General features: G+C 63.9%; 12 protein-coding genes. 10 read left to right on the forward strand and 2 right to left on the reverse strand.

Going from position 1 to position 16668, the window contains the following annotated elements; all coding sequences use genetic code 11:
- Window positions 1-65 precede the first annotated feature (65 nt).
- The gene (locus L0B83_RS07565; protein ID WP_234757793.1) at window positions 66-1604 is read right to left on the reverse strand and encodes a sodium:solute symporter family protein; all 1539 of its coding nucleotides are present in this window, start codon (window positions 1602-1604) and stop codon (window positions 66-68) included.
- A 239-nt stretch (window positions 1605-1843) separates the two neighbouring features.
- On the opposite strand from L0B83_RS07565, the gene L0B83_RS07570 reads away from it, so the two are divergent.
- The 3 genes from L0B83_RS07570 (at window position 1844) to L0B83_RS07580 (ending at window position 4449) form a co-directional block, all read left to right on the forward strand.
- Window positions 1844-2419, forward strand: coding sequence for a helix-turn-helix domain-containing protein (locus L0B83_RS07570; protein ID WP_234757794.1), 576 nt, complete (start codon window positions 1844-1846; stop codon window positions 2417-2419).
- Window positions 2420-2695: 276 nt separating this feature from the next.
- Window positions 2696-4111 (forward strand): ammonium transporter, encoded by a 1416-nt coding sequence (locus L0B83_RS07575; RefSeq protein ID WP_234757795.1) that lies wholly within the window; start codon window positions 2696-2698, stop codon window positions 4109-4111.
- Entirely contained in the window at window positions 4108-4449 is a 342-nt protein-coding gene (locus tag L0B83_RS07580; RefSeq protein ID WP_234757796.1) for a P-II family nitrogen regulator, read from the forward strand. The genes L0B83_RS07575 and L0B83_RS07580 overlap by 4 nt, the downstream gene beginning before the upstream one ends.
- A 61-nt stretch (window positions 4450-4510) precedes the next feature.
- Here the strand turns inward: L0B83_RS07580 and L0B83_RS07585 are convergent, their stop codons facing one another.
- The gene (locus L0B83_RS07585) at window positions 4511-6499 is read right to left on the reverse strand and encodes an APC family permease (protein WP_234757797.1); all 1989 of its coding nucleotides are present in this window, start codon (window positions 6497-6499) and stop codon (window positions 4511-4513) included.
- A 224-nt stretch (window positions 6500-6723) separates the two neighbouring features.
- On the opposite strand from L0B83_RS07585, the gene speB reads away from it, so the two are divergent.
- The 7 genes from speB (at window position 6724) to L0B83_RS07620 (ending at window position 16630) form a co-directional block, all read left to right on the forward strand.
- Window positions 6724-7797: an agmatinase gene (gene speB / locus L0B83_RS07590; protein ID WP_234757798.1), complete on the forward strand. Its 1074-nt coding sequence runs from the start codon at window positions 6724-6726 to the stop codon at window positions 7795-7797.
- A complete protein-coding gene (locus tag L0B83_RS07595; RefSeq protein ID WP_234757799.1) occupies window positions 7794-9485 on the forward strand; it encodes a thiamine pyrophosphate-binding protein in 1692 nt (563 codons plus the stop codon). The genes speB and L0B83_RS07595 overlap by 4 nt, the downstream gene beginning before the upstream one ends.
- A 172-nt stretch (window positions 9486-9657) precedes the next feature.
- Window positions 9658-10140: a MarR family winged helix-turn-helix transcriptional regulator gene (locus tag L0B83_RS07600; protein ID WP_234757800.1), complete on the forward strand. Its 483-nt coding sequence runs from the start codon at window positions 9658-9660 to the stop codon at window positions 10138-10140.
- Window positions 10141-10151: 11 nt separating this feature from the next.
- Window positions 10152-12209 (forward strand): MFS transporter, encoded by a 2058-nt coding sequence (locus tag L0B83_RS07605; RefSeq protein ID WP_234757801.1) that lies wholly within the window; start codon window positions 10152-10154, stop codon window positions 12207-12209.
- 211 nt (window positions 12210-12420) lie between these two features.
- The gene (locus tag L0B83_RS07610; protein ID WP_234757802.1) at window positions 12421-14154 is read left to right on the forward strand and encodes an ABC transporter ATP-binding protein; all 1734 of its coding nucleotides are present in this window, start codon (window positions 12421-12423) and stop codon (window positions 14152-14154) included.
- A complete protein-coding gene (locus L0B83_RS07615; RefSeq protein ID WP_234757803.1) occupies window positions 14151-16187 on the forward strand; it encodes an ABC transporter ATP-binding protein in 2037 nt (678 codons plus the stop codon). The genes L0B83_RS07610 and L0B83_RS07615 overlap by 4 nt, the downstream gene beginning before the upstream one ends.
- A 26-nt stretch (window positions 16188-16213) precedes the next feature.
- Entirely contained in the window at window positions 16214-16630 is a 417-nt protein-coding gene (locus L0B83_RS07620; protein WP_234757804.1) for an acyl-CoA thioesterase, read from the forward strand.
- The last annotated feature ends 38 nt before the right edge of the window (window positions 16631-16668 follow it).

Consider the following 16668-nt stretch of genomic DNA (forward strand, 5'->3'; position numbering starts at 1 on the left):
TCCCACGCAAAACGGCGGTGCCTCCCCGAAGGGCGGCACCGCCGTCGTGCTGACTACCGTGAGGGCTAGTGGCCCGCGTGGGTGGCCACCGGGTGGACCTCCAAGGGGAGTTCCTCGGTTGCTCCCGTGACGCGGCGGTCCCAAGCCGCGCGGACTTCCGGCTCTGTCGGCGGAGTAACAAGGGAGACCACGACGTAGACGAGCAGCGATGCGCCGAGGCCCCAGTAGATGGGATCGTTGGCGTAGACGCCGTCTTCGCTCGGGATGATGCCCGTGGCGTACGCGATCAGCAGGGCCAGGGTCAGTACGGACCCCACCGCCATGGACCACGCGGCGGCGACGCCCGTGCCGCGCTTCCACACCAGGCCGCCCAGGATTGCGACCAGGAGCCCGCCTACCAGGATGTCGTAGGCGATGGTCAGGGCCACCACGACGTCCTGGGCCGCCATCGAAATCAAGACGGCCAGGACACCGAGCCCGAGGACCCAGTACCGGTTTGCCTTGACGTCGTGCTCGGGGTTTTCGGTGTCGTCGGTGTTGATGGTCTTGCCGAACCAGCTTGCGACGAAGGGGACCACGTCGGCGCGGGCAACGGTGGCCGCGGCGATGAGGGCTCCGGACGCGGTGGACATCATGGCCGCGACCGCTGCGGCCATGACGAGGCCTCCGATGCCGATCGGAAGGATGTGCGTGGCAACCTCCGCGTAGACAACGTCTTTGCCCAGTGCCTTGGCGTTGATGTTGGGCAGTGCCACCCGGGCGGCCAGGCCGATCAATGCGCCGGCGACGCCGTACAAGACGCAGTAGACGCCGGCGGTGGCGCCGCCCCAACGGGCCACCTTCGGGGTCTTCGCGGTGAAGACGCGCTGCCAGATGTCCTGGCCGATCAGCAGGCCCAGGGTGTAGACCACGAAGTAGGTGATGATGGTCTGCGCCCCGATGCCGTCCAACTGGAAGAAGCTGGCGTCAACACGTGCGCGGATGCCGTCCAGGCCGCCTGCCGCGTTGAGTGCGAAGGGGAGCATGAGGAGGAAGATGCCCACCGTCTTGATGATGAACTGCACCTGGTCGGCGAGGGTGATGGACCACATGCCGCCGATGGTGGAGTACACGAGGACGATTGCGCCGCCGACGGCGATGGCGAGCCAGCGCTCCCAGCCAAAGAGGACGACGAAGATGGTGGCGTAGGCGCCCGTGGATGTGGCGCACAGCATGAGGGTGTAGGCGAGCATGACGATGCCGGACGTCTGCGTGGCGCGCTGGCCATAGCGCAGGCTCAACATCTGGGAGACGGTGTAGATCTTCAGCCGCTGGATGGTGCCGGCGAAAAGCAGGCTCAGGAGGAGCACGCCGGAACCGATCGCGACAACCAGCCACATGCCGGAGATGCCGAACTTGTATCCGAGGCCCACGCCGCCAACCGTTGAAGCGCCGCCGAGGACGACGGCGGCCATGGTGCCGGTGTAGAGCATCGGGCCAAGGCGGCGTCCTGCCACCAGGAAGTCGCTGTTGTTCTTGGTGCGCGATTTGCCCCACCAGCCAAAGGCCAGCATGGCGAGCAAATACACCACCACGATCGCAATATTGATGAACGAAGAGTCCAAGGTTGGCTCCTGAGAGTGACTGCGCAGAGTGCTTGGGGATTCCGACGCCGGTTCGCTGGGTTTGGCTGCGGGGTTGCGGAAGGTCTCTGCGCTCGTGATTGGGGACGGTAGCCTGCGAGGTGTGCCTCACAAACAACACTTGTTGCCCATGAGGATACTTAGTGATGCGAGTTACAGTCAAGGGGCGGTTACTATTGCTGCAATAGTGGGGCCGCACCAACGGCCTGAAAGGTTCGTGAATGAAGGCTCTTCCCGTTGAACCGAGCAACGTCCCTGTCGCCATCGGTTCCAGAATCCGCGCCGCCCGTCAATCGCAGCGGCTCACCATAGAGCAAGTTGCCGATGCCACCGGCCTGACCAAGGGGTTCCTGAGTCGCGTGGAGCGCGACCTGACATCGCCGTCGGTCGCTTCACTCGTGACTCTCTGCCAAGTTCTTTCGGTGTCGATCGGCGAGCTGTTCGCGGCACCGGAGACCCACCTGACCCGGCGCGACGACGCTCCGCGGATTTCGCTCGGTGGCCAGGGGATCGTGGAGCGGCTCCTGACCGCCCGGTCGGAACGGCGGCTGCAGATCCTTCAGGCGTCCATCGAGCCACGCGGGCGGGGCGAATCCGAGCTGTACGCCGTTGACTGCGACGTTGACGTCCTGCATGTCGTGAAGGGCCGCATCAAGCTGATCCTGACCAACGAGGAGTACGAGCTCGAAGAGGGGGACACTTTGTCCTTTCCGGGCCGCGAGCCGCACACCTGGGTCAATCCGACGGACGAGCCCGTCGAGGTGCTCTGGATCCTGGTGCCTGCAGCAAGCCGCTGACGCTTTCCTACCCGGCGCCGGAGGGCGCCGACACGCGGCGAAACACGCCGGAAACAAGACCGACTTCAGGATTTAACCCAAGGGCCTTTGGTGTTACGCGCCTGAAATGATCCATGCCGAATGCTGAAACAGGGCGGCTGTACCTTCGAGTCAAGGCAACTCGTCAAGGTCGGTACCGCGGTTGGTAATTCCCCAGGTGCCAGGACCTGTTCGTTTTAAAAATGGTCTCGCCGTGCGGGCGCCATGGAGCGCCGACTATGCAGGAAGGCTCCCAAAATGAACCCAGTTTTCTTCAGCGTAGGCCTGGACGTGAACCCCCAGACCCTCGATCCGGGCGCAACAGCCTGGATGCTTGCAGCTTCGGCCCTCGTCCTTCTCATGACGCCAGGCTTGGCGTTCTTCTACGGCGGCCTGGTCAGGATGAAGTCCGTCCTCAACATCATGATGATGAGCTTCGGCGCCATTGGCGTGGTCGCGGTGGTCTGGGCCCTGTGGGGCTACGGACTCGCGTTCGGCCCGGATACTTTGGGCGGCTTCATCGGGGATCCCTTCGCGAACTTCGGACTCAGCGGACTTTCCAGCGTCATCGGCGGGAAAGCCCCGGGGCTGCCGGACATGGTCTTCATAGGATTCCAAGCCACCTTCGCCATCATCACGGTCGCGCTGATCAGCGGCGCGGTGGCCGAACGTGTCAGGTTTGGCCCCTGGCTGCTCTTTGCCGGCCTCTGGGTCACCATTGTCTACGCGCCGATCGCCCACTGGGTCTGGGGCGGCGGTCTCTTCGGATCCACCGGGATCATCGGCAGCAAGATCTCAGCGCTTGACTTTGCCGGCGGCACCGTTGTCCACATGAACGCGGGCATGGCCGGGCTGATGCTCGCGGTGGTGCTCGGCAAGCGGCTCGGGTTCATGAAGGATCCCAACATCCGGCCGCACAACCTCCCCTTCGTGATGCTCGGAGCAGGCTTGCTGTGGTTCGGTTGGTTCGGATTCAACGCCGGTTCGGAACTTGCCGCTGACGGAATCGCTGCGGTCGCCTGGACCAACACCCTCTTGGCCACAAGCGCGGCGCTCCTCGGTTGGCTTCTTGTCGAACGGCTCCGCGATGGTCACGCGACGTCCCTCGGTGCGGCATCCGGCGCCGTGGCGGGCTTGGTGGCAGTTACCCCGGCTTGTGGATTCGTGGATCCCCTGGGCGCCATCGCCATCGGCATCATTGCCGGTGCCGTCTGCGCACTTGCCATCGGACTTAAGTTCAAGATCGGCCTGGACGACTCATTGGACGTCGTTGCCGTCCACTTTGTCGGCGGCTTGTGGGGAACCCTGTCCCTCGGATTCTTCGCGGTACCCTCGGCGAAGACTGAGGGAGGCCTGTTCTACGGCGGCGGCCTGAGCCAATTCTGGCCCCAGATATTGACGGCCCTGGTGGTCACCGCGTGGACGGCGATCATGACGACGCTCATCGGTCTGGCCATCCACAAGACAATCGGCATGCGGGTCAAGGAGCACGAAGAGCTGGCCGGCATCGACATCACGGAGCACGCCGAGACCGCCTACGAACTGGCCATGATTGGCGGCTCCTTCAATCCCGCCGAACCGCAGAACGGCAAGACTCCGTTGAGCTCCGGCGTGGACCCGGAAGCCAGCTCCAACGGGAAGCCAGATCGGATGCGCAGCAAGGCATCGACGTGAAACTGGTCACGGCCATTGTGAGGCCCGAGCGGATCGACCAGGTCCGGGAAGCTTTGGAACGCTTCGGAGTCAATGGGATGACCGTGAGCCAAGCGAACGGTTATGGCCAACAACGGGGCTTCGTAGAGGTGTACCGGGGCGCGGAATACAATTCCGATCTCCTTCCCAAAATCCGGGTGGAGGTCCTGGCCACGGACGATTTGGCGGACGGAATTGTGGACGCCATTATCTCCGGTGCCAGTACGGGCCGGTTCGGAGACGGGAAGATTTGGACCGTCGAAGTTTCCGAAGCCGTGCGGGTCCGGACCGGGGAGCGTGGCGCCTCCGCGATCAGCTAGGAAAGACTGTGTTGGTGCCGCACCTTCCGATCAGGGGGGAGCGGCACCAACACTGCCATGTTCAGCCCACGTGCACCCAGGGCCTGCGCGTGATGTCCGGCTCGGCTTCGCGCAGCACTTCTCGGGTCACCGGTGCAATCTCGCCCTCGCCGAAGAAGAGGAACTTGCTCAGGTTGGCGATCGGATTCCCTTCGGTCCAGCGGAAATAGATGTGCGGCATGAGCCCGGTGACGTCCCTGATGTGGAGGAGCACCGCGGCCAGCGTGTTGGGCACGTTGTTGCTGTGGACCTCCAGGATCTTGAAGCCGTGCCGTATCTTGCCCACCACCAGGAGTTCCTGTTCGAAGTCGGAGCTGTCGTCCACGATGACCTCGATGAAGATCGCGTCGCTGTCCACGGGCAAGTGGTTCGCTTGTTGGGCGTGCTTTAGCTTCAGCTCATACCGGTCGGCGCTCACCCGCTTGGGTTCGTGCGCGATGATCCGGATGGGACCTTCCTCGTTTGAGGCCGTGAACTCGAGGGCCATCTGGTCCATCTTGATCTGCGTGGCCCGCAGTTCGAACGACCGGCGCACCCTCGACGCGAAGCTCACCAGGACAATGCCAAGGATGAACAGGGCCGCGATCCTGATGCCGTCAGGGCGTTCCACCACGTTCGCCACGGTCGTGTAGGCGAAGACGACCGCCACCGCACCGAAAGCGAGGGTCTTGGCCCCCTGCTTCTTCCGGCGTGCCGACAGGGTGACAGCGATCGAGGCCGAGGTCATGAGGACCAGGACCCCGGTGGCGTACGCACCGCCTTGGGCTTCCACGTTTGCCTCGAAGACCAAGGTGATGATGAAAGCGACGGCGGTGAACACCAGGACCAGCGGGCGGACGGCCCTGGTCCACGCAGGGGCCATGCCGAAGCGCGGCAAATAGCGCGGCACGAGGTTCAGCAGGCCGGCCATGGCCGAGGCACCCGCAAACCACAGGATGGCGATGGTGCTGATGTCGTAGACCGTGCCGAAGCCGTCGCCCAGGAATTGGTGCGCAAGGAATGCGAGGGCACGTCCGTCGGCTTTGCCTCCCGGCTGGAATTCAGCGGCCGGAATCAGGAACGTGGTGATGAAGCTCGAAGCCACCAGGAAGGCACTCATGATGAGTGCCGCCGTCGTGAGCAGTTTGTGGGTGCCGCGGATGCGGCCAACGGGATGCTCCTCGGTATCGCTTGGGCTGCCCTTGATCTGGGGCATGACTGCGACGCCGGTTTCGAATCCTGAGAGGCCCAGGGCAAGTTTCGGGAAGACCAGCAGCGCGATGCCCACCATGATCAACGGGTTGCCGTGCTGCTGGTTCAGCGCCGCCCACCAATCGGTCACCACATGTGCCTCGGTCACCACGTGCGCCAATCCGACCGCGACGACGACGGCGTTGAGCACCAGATAGGCGCCTACGAGCACGACAGCTACGTTGATGGCCTCCTTGAACCCCCTGAGGAACACAACGCCAAGCCCGGCGATGAGGGCCAAGGTGATGGTGATTTCCTGCCCGTGGAGCCATTGCGGCGCAAAGGGGTTTTCGATGGCGTGGGCGCTCGCATCCGCGGCGGAGAGCGTCATGGTGATCATGAAGTCCGTCGCGGCGAATCCAAGCAATGCGAGGACGAAGAGTTTGCCGCCCCAGCGGGGGAGGAGCCGCTCGAGCATCGCGATCGAGCCTTCGCCGTGGGCGCTTTCGGCAGCTACCCGCCGATAGACGGGCAGGGCTCCGAGAAGGGTGACAGCGACCAGGACAATCGTGGCGAGCGGCGAGACGATGCCCGCCGCGAGTGCTGCGATGGCCGGCTGATAGCCGAGGGTGGAGAAGTAGTCGACGCCGGTGAGGCACATGACCTTCCACCAGGATTCGGGAGTGTGGCCCTCATCCGGCGTGCCGTGCGGACCCTGGCGCTTTCCCGAGGTCTCAGGCAGACCGTCGAGCAGCCATCGCTTGAATTGTCCGCGTTCGATATCGCGTGCGGGCTTCTGCCGGTCAGAGGGTTCGGCCGGCGGCCTGGTCAGCGTTGTCACATGGTCCTTTCGCGCAGCCTGGAAGCTGCTCCAGATGGAGCGTACGGGTGGGCCGGGGAGGTGCGGGCGGTTTTTATGGAATCTTTACGGCCCGTGTGGCCGGTGTCACCAATGTGACAGTGTACTTCGGCTGTAAACATGTGGTGCATATAGGACAACTTTGAGTGTATGATGGGAGTCACAGTCATACCCCATCCCGCCTATTCGCAAAGGAGCGGCGCATTTTGGAAGAGCTTCGTATCGAGGCCAACGGCAACCTTGGTCCCATTGATTCGGCCCGTATCCCGCGCTATGCCGGCGCTGCCACCTATGCCCGCCTGCCCCGCTTGGACCAGGTTTCCAAGGCCGACGTCACGGTGGTCGGCGTTCCCTTCGACTCCGGTGTTTCCTACCGCCCCGGCGCCCGCTTCGGCGCCAACCACGTACGTGAAGCCAGCCGCCTGCTGCGCCCATACAACCCGGCATGGGACGTCAGCCCCTTTGAAAACGTCCAGGTGGCCGATGCGGGCGACATGGCGGTGAACCCGTTCAACATCAATGAAGCCATCGAGACCATCCAGCAGAACGCACTGGACCTGACGGCCAACGGAAGCAAGCTCGTCACGCTCGGTGGCGACCACACCATCGCCTTGCCGCTGCTCCGCGCCGCCGCCGAACGCGCCGGCGAGCCCGTCGCCATGCTGCACTTCGACGCCCACCTCGACACGTGGGACACCTACTTCGGCGCCGAGTACACCCACGGCACCCCGTTCCGGCGCGCCGTTGAGGAAGGCATCCTCGACACCGAGGCGATCAGCCACGTCGGTACCCGCGGCCCGCTGTACGGCAAGAAGGACCTCGACGACGACCACCGCTTCGGCTTCGGCATTGTCACCTCGGCCGACGTCTACTACCAAGGCGTCCTGGAAACTGTGGCAAAGATCCGCGACCGCATCGGCAACCGTCCCCTCTACATCTCCGTCGACATCGACGTCCTCGACCCGGCCCACGCGCCGGGCACCGGCACGCCGGAGGCCGGCGGCATCACGAGCCGCGAGCTCCTGGAGATCATCCGCGGCTTCCGCGGCATGAACCTCATCGGGGCAGACATTGTCGAGGTATCACCGGCCTATGACCACGCCGAAATCACGGGTGTGGCCGGCAGCCACGTTGCCTATGAGCTCGTCACCCTCATGGCGGACAACGCCGTGGAAGGCAACCGCCATGGCGCGCCGACCGGCTACGCTGCCCAGGCCCTCGGACAGGAAGTCCGCCGCCCGGCCGGTTTTGCGGCCACCCCCGCCGGAGCGCAATCATGATCGACTTCGATCCCGGTACAGCCGCCCCTACGAAGGGCACGGATGTCCGCAACGGCGGGGACCTCGTCGTCGAGACCCTTGAAGCGCTGGGCGCGAAGACCGTCTTCGGCATTCCGGGCCAGCACGCCCTGGGCCTGTTCGACGCGATGGGCCGCGGCAAGCTGCACTTCGTGTCCTCCCGCGTGGAGAACAACTCGGCTTTCGCCGCGGACGGGTACTCCCGTGCAACCGGTGAGGTCGGGGTGCTGTTCCTCTCCACCGGTCCGGGCGCTTTGACGTCGTTGGCCGGCCTGCAGGAGGCGTACGCCACAGGTGTCCCGATGGTGGTGGTGGCGAGCCAGATTCCACTGGAGGGCCTGGGCGCGCGCCGCAAGGGCATGCTGCACCAACTCGATGACCAGAAAGCCTCGGCCGCGAACGTCACCAAGAGCCAACGCCTGATCCAGCACGCGTCCGGAATTCCCTCGGCCATCCAGGATGCCTGGACCGAAGCGATTTCCTCCCCGCAGGGGCCGGTGTGGATCGAAATTCCGCAGAACGTGCTCCTGGACCCCATCATGGTCCCGCCAGTGGAGGACGCCCTCGCCGAAGCTGCCGACAACCCGCCGCGCGTCGAGCTGATCCGCGAAGCCGTCAAGTGGCTCGCGACGGCGAAGCGCCCGGCGATCATCGCCGGCGGCGGCACGCGCCGCGGCCACGCCGAAAAATCGCTCCAGTCTATCGCCGAGAAGCTCCGTGCCCCAGTGATCTGCACGCCCGGCGGCAACGGTGCATTCCCATGGACCCACGAACTGTCCCTGCAATCGTGGATCGAAGACCGTCACATGACCGACGTCCTCGAGGACGCCGATGTGCTGATTGTCATCGGTTCTTCGCTCGGTGAGGTGACGTCCAACTACTTCACCTTCGAGCCGCGCGGACGCATCATCCAGATCGACGCCGAACCCCGGGTCCTCGAGTCCAACCGGCCCGGATTGGGTATCCGCGCCGACGCCGGACAGGCACTTGCGGCCTTGGATGAGGCGCTGGCTCCTACGGCGGCGGCACCGGACTGGCGCGGCGTCACGCCCGAGGACCTCGTGAAGGAGTCCTTGGCCAAGGTCAAGGCGCGCCTGGAGTCGCAGGACCTCGGCAAGGAACTGAAGTTCATGGCCGATATCCGCGAAGCAGTTCCGGCGGACATGCAGACCTTCTGGGACATGACCATTTCCGCATATTGGGGCTGGAGCTGCTGGGATTCGCGTGAAGGCCAGTTCCACTCGGCCCAGGGCGCGGGTGGACTCGGTTTTGGATTCCCCGCGGCAATTGGTGGCGCGGTGGGGCTGGAAACTGTCGATAAACCGAGCCGCGTGCTGGCTGTATCCGGAGACGGCTCCGCCATGTACTCGATTTCCGAGCTCGCCACCGCCAAGCAGCACAACGTCCCGGTCACATGGCTGATCGTGGACGACGGCGGGTACGGCATCCTGCGCGAATACATGGTGGGAGCCTTCGGCAAGGCCACAGCCACCGAGCTCGCCCGTCCGGACTTCGTGAAGCTCGCCGAAGCTTTCGGCGTCCCGGCGCGCCGCGTCGCCCCGGAGGAAGTCGGGGACGCGCTCAAGGAAGGCTTCGCCGCGGACGGCCCCAACGTCGTCGTGGTTGAAACCCTCCTGAAGATGTTCGGCCCCACGCACTTGGGCGACTAAGTCACCTCCCTACCCAGCGCGAGCTGGCAGCACCTGCCCTCAAAATCCGTTTTTGAGGGCATCAGCTGCCAGCTCGCGCTTGGCGTTTAACGCACCTCACACATCATTAGTTTCCCAAAGCAATCATTTAGGCGTATAGTTGCTTTAGGCAAACAAAAGTGAGGTGTCATCCATGGCTGTCGCATCCAGCACGGCAACCGAACTCGTCCATCAGATTTTCGATCTCCAGCGGGTACTGCGTTGCATCGTGACCGCGAACATCGCGAGGGACGCCGATGTCGGCTTCGCCCTGCAGGGAGTGATGCGCTTCATCGGCGAGGGGGAGTCGCGGGCCACCAAGCTCGCTTCGCGCCTAGGTGTCAGCGCGCCGGTCCTCAGCAGGCACATCGCCGAACTGGAGGAACTCGGTTTGGTGGTCCGGCGCCCCGACCCCGCGGACGGCCGCGCGCAATTGGTGGCGTTGTCCGAAACCGGCATCGCCAAGGTCCGCGACTTCGAAGAGCAGCGCAGCCTGAACCTGCGGGCCTACCTCGAGGAATGGAGCGAGGAGGACGCCCTGGAAGCAGGGAGGGTACTGGAAAAGCTCACTGCATCACTCAACCACTCAGTCCGGGCAACGGCGGCCGGCTCCCACCACTCGAACCACCCAGCTTAGGAGCAGCAGCAATGGCAACCCGAATACAAGAACGTTCGACGGCGGTGCCGGCGTCATCTGCGCCCATGACGCACCGCCAGATCATGGAAGCCCTGACAGGCCTCCTCGCGGCATTCTTCACCGCCATCCTCAGCAGCACCATCGTTGCCAACGCCTTGCCGACCATCATGTCGGACCTGCACGGCACGCAGACTGACTTCGCCTGGGTCATCACGGCCGCGCTGCTGGCCAACGCCGCCACCACGCCCATCTGGGGCAAGCTCGCCGACCTCTTCGACAAGAAGCTGCTGGTCCAGCTGAGCATCGTGGTCTTCGTGGCAGGCTCGGTCATGGCCGGCTTCTCCCAAAGCATTCCCTTCCTGTTGACCGCCCGCGTCATCCAGGGCATCGCCTTGGGCGGCCTCACCGCCCTGGCCCAGGCGATCATAGGCACCATGATCCCGCCACGGGACCGTGGCAAGTACTCCGGTTACATGGGTGCCGTCATGGCAGTCGGTACTGCCGGAGGCCCGCTGTTGGGTGGTTTCATCGTTGACAGCCCGCTCGGCTGGCGCTGGACGTTCTTCGTCTGCGTGCCGCTCGCGGTCATCGCGCTCATCCTGCTTCAGGTGACCCTCAAGATCCAGCACGTCAAGCGCCCGGCCAAGATCGACTGGCTCGGATCGCTTCTCCTGACCTCCGGCGTGAGCCTGCTCCTCATCTGGGTTTCTTTCGCCGGCAACCCGGAGTACTACGACTGGGTCTCATGGCAGTCCGCGCTGATGGTTGGTGGCGGCGTGCTCCTGCTCGCGCTGCTGGTGCTCGTGGAATCCAAGGTGGCGCAGCCCATCATTCCCCTGAAGATCATCTCCGAGCGCACCACTGCTCTGGCGATCCTCGCCTCGGTTGTGGTCGGCATCGCGATGTTCAGCTCCTCGACCTTCCTTGGCCAATACTTCCAGGTAGCCCGCGGCGCCACACCCACCGAGGCAGGCCTTCTGACGCTGCCCATGATTGCCGGAAACCTGATGGGCTCCGTCGTCTCGGGCCAGTTGATCAGCCGCTTCGGTAAGTGGAAGCGGTTCCTCGTGGCGGGAACGGTATTGCTCGCCGGCGGCCTCGCCTTCACCGGCACCATCGACCACACCACCGAACTGTGGATCACCTGCTGCTACACCGCAGTCTTCGGCCTGGGCCTTGGCCTGCTGATGCAAAACCTGGTCCTTGCGGTCCAGAACACGGTCCGTGCCCAGGACATCGGTACGGCCAGTGCATCCGTCGCATTCTTCCGCTCCTTCGGCGGTGCGATCGGCGTGTCCGTCCTTGGTGCGGTCATGGCAAACCACGTCAAGGACCTGGCCACCCAGGGACTCGCGGCGGCGCACATTCCGGTGAAGGGCGGTTCCAGCAACGCGAGCATGGACCTGACGGACCTGCCGGCGCCCATCCGCGACATCATGCGTGCCGCCTACGGCGACGCTACCGCGCAGATCTTCATGATCGCAGCGATCATCGCCATTGTCGGCTTCCTCGCGGTGCTCTTCATCAAGGAAGTTCCGCTGCGGAAAACCGTGGACGCAACGCCTGCGAAGGACCTGCTGGCCAACGCTTCCGGCGAGGCCGCGATGAGCCTCGATACCGCCGCCCTGCCGGTGATCGAGGACGGCAGTGTCCTTCCCGAGGCAGGGCAGCTCTCAACGGCCGACGACGGCGGCACCCCCTTGGGCGCCAGCCGCGCCCGTGCGGCAGCTGAGAAAGAGCACGATGAGCTGGACCGCGAGTTTGCCCGCATCCTGACCCAGGAACGTCCCGAGCCCGCCGCAGGCCTGCGCGAGGTGCAGGACCAGCTTGCCCGCACGCAACGGTTGCTCGCCGAGCAGCAGCTTCAACTCAGCCTCGCCCAGCGGGAGCTCCAGGCACGCGTGCAGGAACAGCAAGCCACCGCCGTCGAGCAGTCGCGGATCGCCGAAGAATTGGCCGCGTTGCGTAAGGAACTCAAGCGCGAACGCCGCCTCCAGGAAAGGGCCGCCTTGCTGCTCCTCGCAGGCGATGCCTCACGGCCCGGGGAGACTGGCCGGCACGCGGGCTGACCGCGGACACAGACGGATGCGGGAGCCGCTGCAGCGAGTTGGAAACGCTGCAGCGGCTCAGCTATGTCGTAATGATGATCTTGGCCTATCGATATATCGTTGCGGCGGCGGATTTCGTAGAGTTGAAGGGCTAATACTGTCAGCGTGTGCTGCTATCCATGTGTTTAGTCATTTCGCACCATTCGCGCACTCTCATTAAGGATCCGTGGGCATGCTTGTCACCCTGATACGGCGCTACTCCAAGCCGTATTTGCCGCAGATACTGGCCGTTATCGTCTTCCAGTTGGCATCCACCATTGCCACCCTTTACCTTCCAAGCCTCAACGCAAAGATCATCGATGAAGGGGTATCCCGGGGGGATACCAACTACATCTGGCAGACCGGTGCCCTCATGCTCGCCGTCGCGTTCGGCCAGGTCATCGCGGCCATCGCCGGCGTCTATTTCGGATCCCGCGTAGCCATGGCCATGGGCCGCGACTTGCGGAGGGATGTCTTCCGGAAGGTCAGCAGCTTCTCGGCCAAGGACGTCAACGGCTTCGGCGCGCCGACGCTGATCACCCGCGGCACCAACGACGTCCAGCAAGTCCAGATGCTCATGCTCATGGGACTGAACTTCATGGTCTCTACGCCCATCATGTGCGTCGGCGGCATCATCATGGCCTTGCGCGAGGACCTTAGCCTCTCGTGGCTTGTCTGGGTATCGGTGCCTGTCCTCGTGGCCGTGGTTGGCTACCTCGTGGTCCGGCTCATGCCGCTCTTCCGTTCGATGCAGAAGAAGATCGATGCCATCAACGGTGTCCTCCGCGAGCAGATCATCGGCATCCGCGTGGTCCGGGCGTTCGTCCGCGAACCGTACGAGGCCGAGCGCTTCGGCAACGCCAACAAAGACCTCACCCTGGTTTCGGTCAAGATCGGCAACCTGTTTGTCTTGATGTTCCCGGCCATCGGGATGATCCTGCACCTCTCCACGGCGGCAGTGCTGTGGTTCGGCGGCCAAAGGGTAGACGCGGGCAACATGCAGGTTGGCTCGTTGACGGCGTTCCTGCAGTACCTCCTGCAGATCCTCATGGCGGTCATGATGGGCACCTTCATGGCCATGATGATCCCGCGCGCCTCCGTGTGCGCGGACCGCATCGGCGAGGTTCTCGACGTCGAGCCCTCCATCCACGACCCGAAGGCCCCCATAGCGCCCGCGGAAAAGAAGGGACGCGTCGAATTCCGCGACGTCACCTTCAAATACCCCGGCGCTGAAGCTCCGGTGTTGAGCAACATCTCATTCACCGCGGAGCCCGGGCAGACCCTCGCCATCATCGGCTCCACCGGCGCGGGCAAGACCACCTTGGTGTCGCTCCTGCCGCGCCTGTACGACGTCGCGTCCGGCGATGTGTTGCTCGACGGCGTACCGGTCACCAGCCTGGACCGCGACGAAATCACCAGCCGAGTGGCCACCGTGCCGCAAAAGCCGTACTTGTTCTCCGGAACCATCGAGCACAACCTGCGCTTCGGCAAGACCGACGCCACGGACCAGGAACTCTGGGATGCCCTCGAAACCGCGCAGGCCAAGGACTTCGTGATGGAGAAGTCCTCCGGCCTCAACCGCAGGATCGCGCAGGGCGGCACCAACGTCTCCGGCGGCCAGAGACAGCGTCTCTGCATCGCGCGGGCCCTCGTGACCCAGCCCAAGGTCTACCTCTTTGACGACTCCTTCTCGGCCTTGGACGTAGCTACGGACGCCCGCCTGCGCAGGGCGCTGAAAGCAAAGACGCAGGATGCCACGGTCATCATCGTGGCCCAGCGCGTCTCGACCATCGCGGACGCGGACCAGATCCTGGTCCTGGACAACGGCAGGATCGTTGACCGCGGCACGCATGAGGAACTCCTGGAAACGTCGCCGACGTACCAGGAGATCGTCGAATCCCAGCTGAGCGCGGAGGAAGTGGCATGAGCGAACAGAATCAGCAAAAGGATGCCAGCACTGCAAATGCCGTCGCCGTGGTGGACGACGAGGACTTCGAAGAGACCGAATACACTCCGGGCGAAGCCGACGGCGGCATGTTCGGCAGCCTGCCCGCCAAGAAGGCCAAGGCGTTCGGACCGTCCGCCAAGCGGCTCCTCGGGTTGCTCAAACCGGAGGCCGCCGGAGTCGTCTTCGTCATCGGCCTCGTGGTGGTCTCGGTCGTCTTGAACGTGATCGCCCCGAAGATCCTCGGCAGCGCCATGGACGTCATCTTCGGTGGAGTCATGGGCAAGCAATTGCCTCCCGGCGTGAGCCAAGCGGCCTTCGCCGAGGGCCTCCGCCGAGCCGGACAGAACAACTTCGCGGACATGGTCTCCAAGATGGAGCTCACCAACGGAATCAACTTCTCCAAGCTCACGTTCCTGATCTCGATCGTGCTCTTGATGTACTTCGTGGCCAACATCTTCCTGTGGGCCCAGGGCTACATCCTGAACAGGATCGTCATGAAGGTCATCAACCGCCTCCGCAATGATGTCCAGGCCAAGCTCAACCGCCTGCCCTTGAACTACTTCGACACCCGCCAGCGCGGCGACATCCTCTCCCGGGTGACCAACGACGTCGACAACGTCCAGCAAGGCCTGCAGCAGGCCTTCGCGCAGTTGGTCAGCTCGGTCCTGACGGTCTTGGGCATCACCGTGATGATGTTCATCGTCTCCTGGCAGTTGGCCTTGATCGCGCTGTTTGCCTTGCCGCTCTCCGGCGTCCTTGCCGGCGTCATCGGCGCCCGCAGCCAGAAGCTCTTCGCAGCCCAGTGGAAGAACACCGGCTCGCTCAACGGGCAGATCGAAGAATCATTCTCCGGCCATGAGCTCGTCAAGGTCTTCGGGCGTGACGCGGACATGCTGGAGCGTTTCGACGAACGGAACGAAGCCCTGTACAAGGCCTCGTTCGGGGCGCAGTTCGTTTCGGGAATCATCTTCCCGGCCATGAACTTCGTCTCCTACCTCAGCTACGTGGGCATCGCCGTTGTCGGTGGTTTGCGTGTTGCTTCCGGTTCCATGAGCCTTGGTGACGCCACGGCGTTCATCCAGTACTCGCGGGAATTCACCCAACCCCTCGGCCAGATCGCGGGCATGGCCAACATGCTGCAGTCCGGTGTCGCCTCAGCTGAGCGTGTGTTCGAGTTCCTGGATGCCGACGAGCAGGATCCGGAGAACGCGGCCCGCCACCTGCCTGCTCGCACAGACGGCCACGTCGAGTTCGAGAACGTGTCCTTCAGCTATGTGGCCGACAAGCCGCTCATCGAGAACCTGTCACTCAGCGCGGAGCCCGGAAACACCGTGGCGATCGTCGGGCCCACAGGTGCGGGCAAGACCACGCTCGTCAACCTCGTTATGCGGTTTTACGAGCTCAATTCGGGCCGGATCACCTTGGACGGGGTGGACATCAAGGAGCTGAGCCGTTCCGAGCTCCGCTCAAAGGTGGGAATGGTGCTCCAGGATGCTTGGCTGTTCGGCGGATCCATCTACGACAACATCAAGTACGGGAACCTTGACGCCACCGAGGAACAGATCATGGAGGCGGCCAAGGCAACATATGTGGACCGCTTCGTGCGCGCCCTGCCTGATGGCTACCAGACCATCATTGACGAGGAAGGCAACAACGTCAGCGCGGGCGAGAAGCAGCTCATCACCATCGCGAGGGCTTTCGTTTCCGATCCCTCGCTGTTGATCCTGGACGAGGCCACGAGCTCCGTGGACACCCGCACCGAGTTGCTGCTGCAGAAGGCCATGGCCGCCCTGCGCACGGACCGCACCAGCTTCGTCATCGCCCACCGCTTGTCCACCATCCGCGACGCCGACACCATCCTCGTGATGGAAAACGGCAGCATCGTGGAGCAGGGCAACCACAACCAACTGCTCGCGTTGCAGGGTGCGTACCACCGCCTCTACATGTCGCAGTTTGCCGGTGAGGATGCCGAGGAAATCGTGGTGGATGACTCGACGGCGGTGCACAGCTGAGCCCGCGAATTACCGTCCAGGTGCCCATGCGTTGGGGAGACATGGACGCCTACGGGCACATCAACAACGTCCAGATCGTGCGCATGCTCGAAGAAGCCCGCATCGCGGCCTTCGGCCCGCCCGCGGGTGCCGGGCTCCCCGGAGTAGAACCGCCGGTCTCCGTCTTCGACTCTGTTGAAGAGGGGGTCATGACCCTGGTGGTGGAGCACAAGGTCCGGTACGTCCGGACCTTGGAGTACCGGAACATCCCGGCAACCGTCGAGATTTGGGTCGGCGCCGTGAAGGGGGCAAGTTTTGATGTCCATTACGTCATCAAGGATCCAGTGACCGGCCAGGACTGCGTCAACGCCACCACCCATCTGGCGTTCGTCGACGAATCCACCGGACGGGTCCGCCGGCTGACTCCCGAGCAGAAGGAGCAGCTGGAGCCCTATCGGGCCTAGCTCCTGTACGTGGGTGCGGGCCGTGGGGGGGGGGGGGG

Source organism: Arthrobacter alkaliphilus, from assembly GCF_021483235.1.
Lineage (GTDB): Bacteria > Actinomycetota > Actinomycetes > Actinomycetales > Micrococcaceae > Arthrobacter > Arthrobacter alkaliphilus.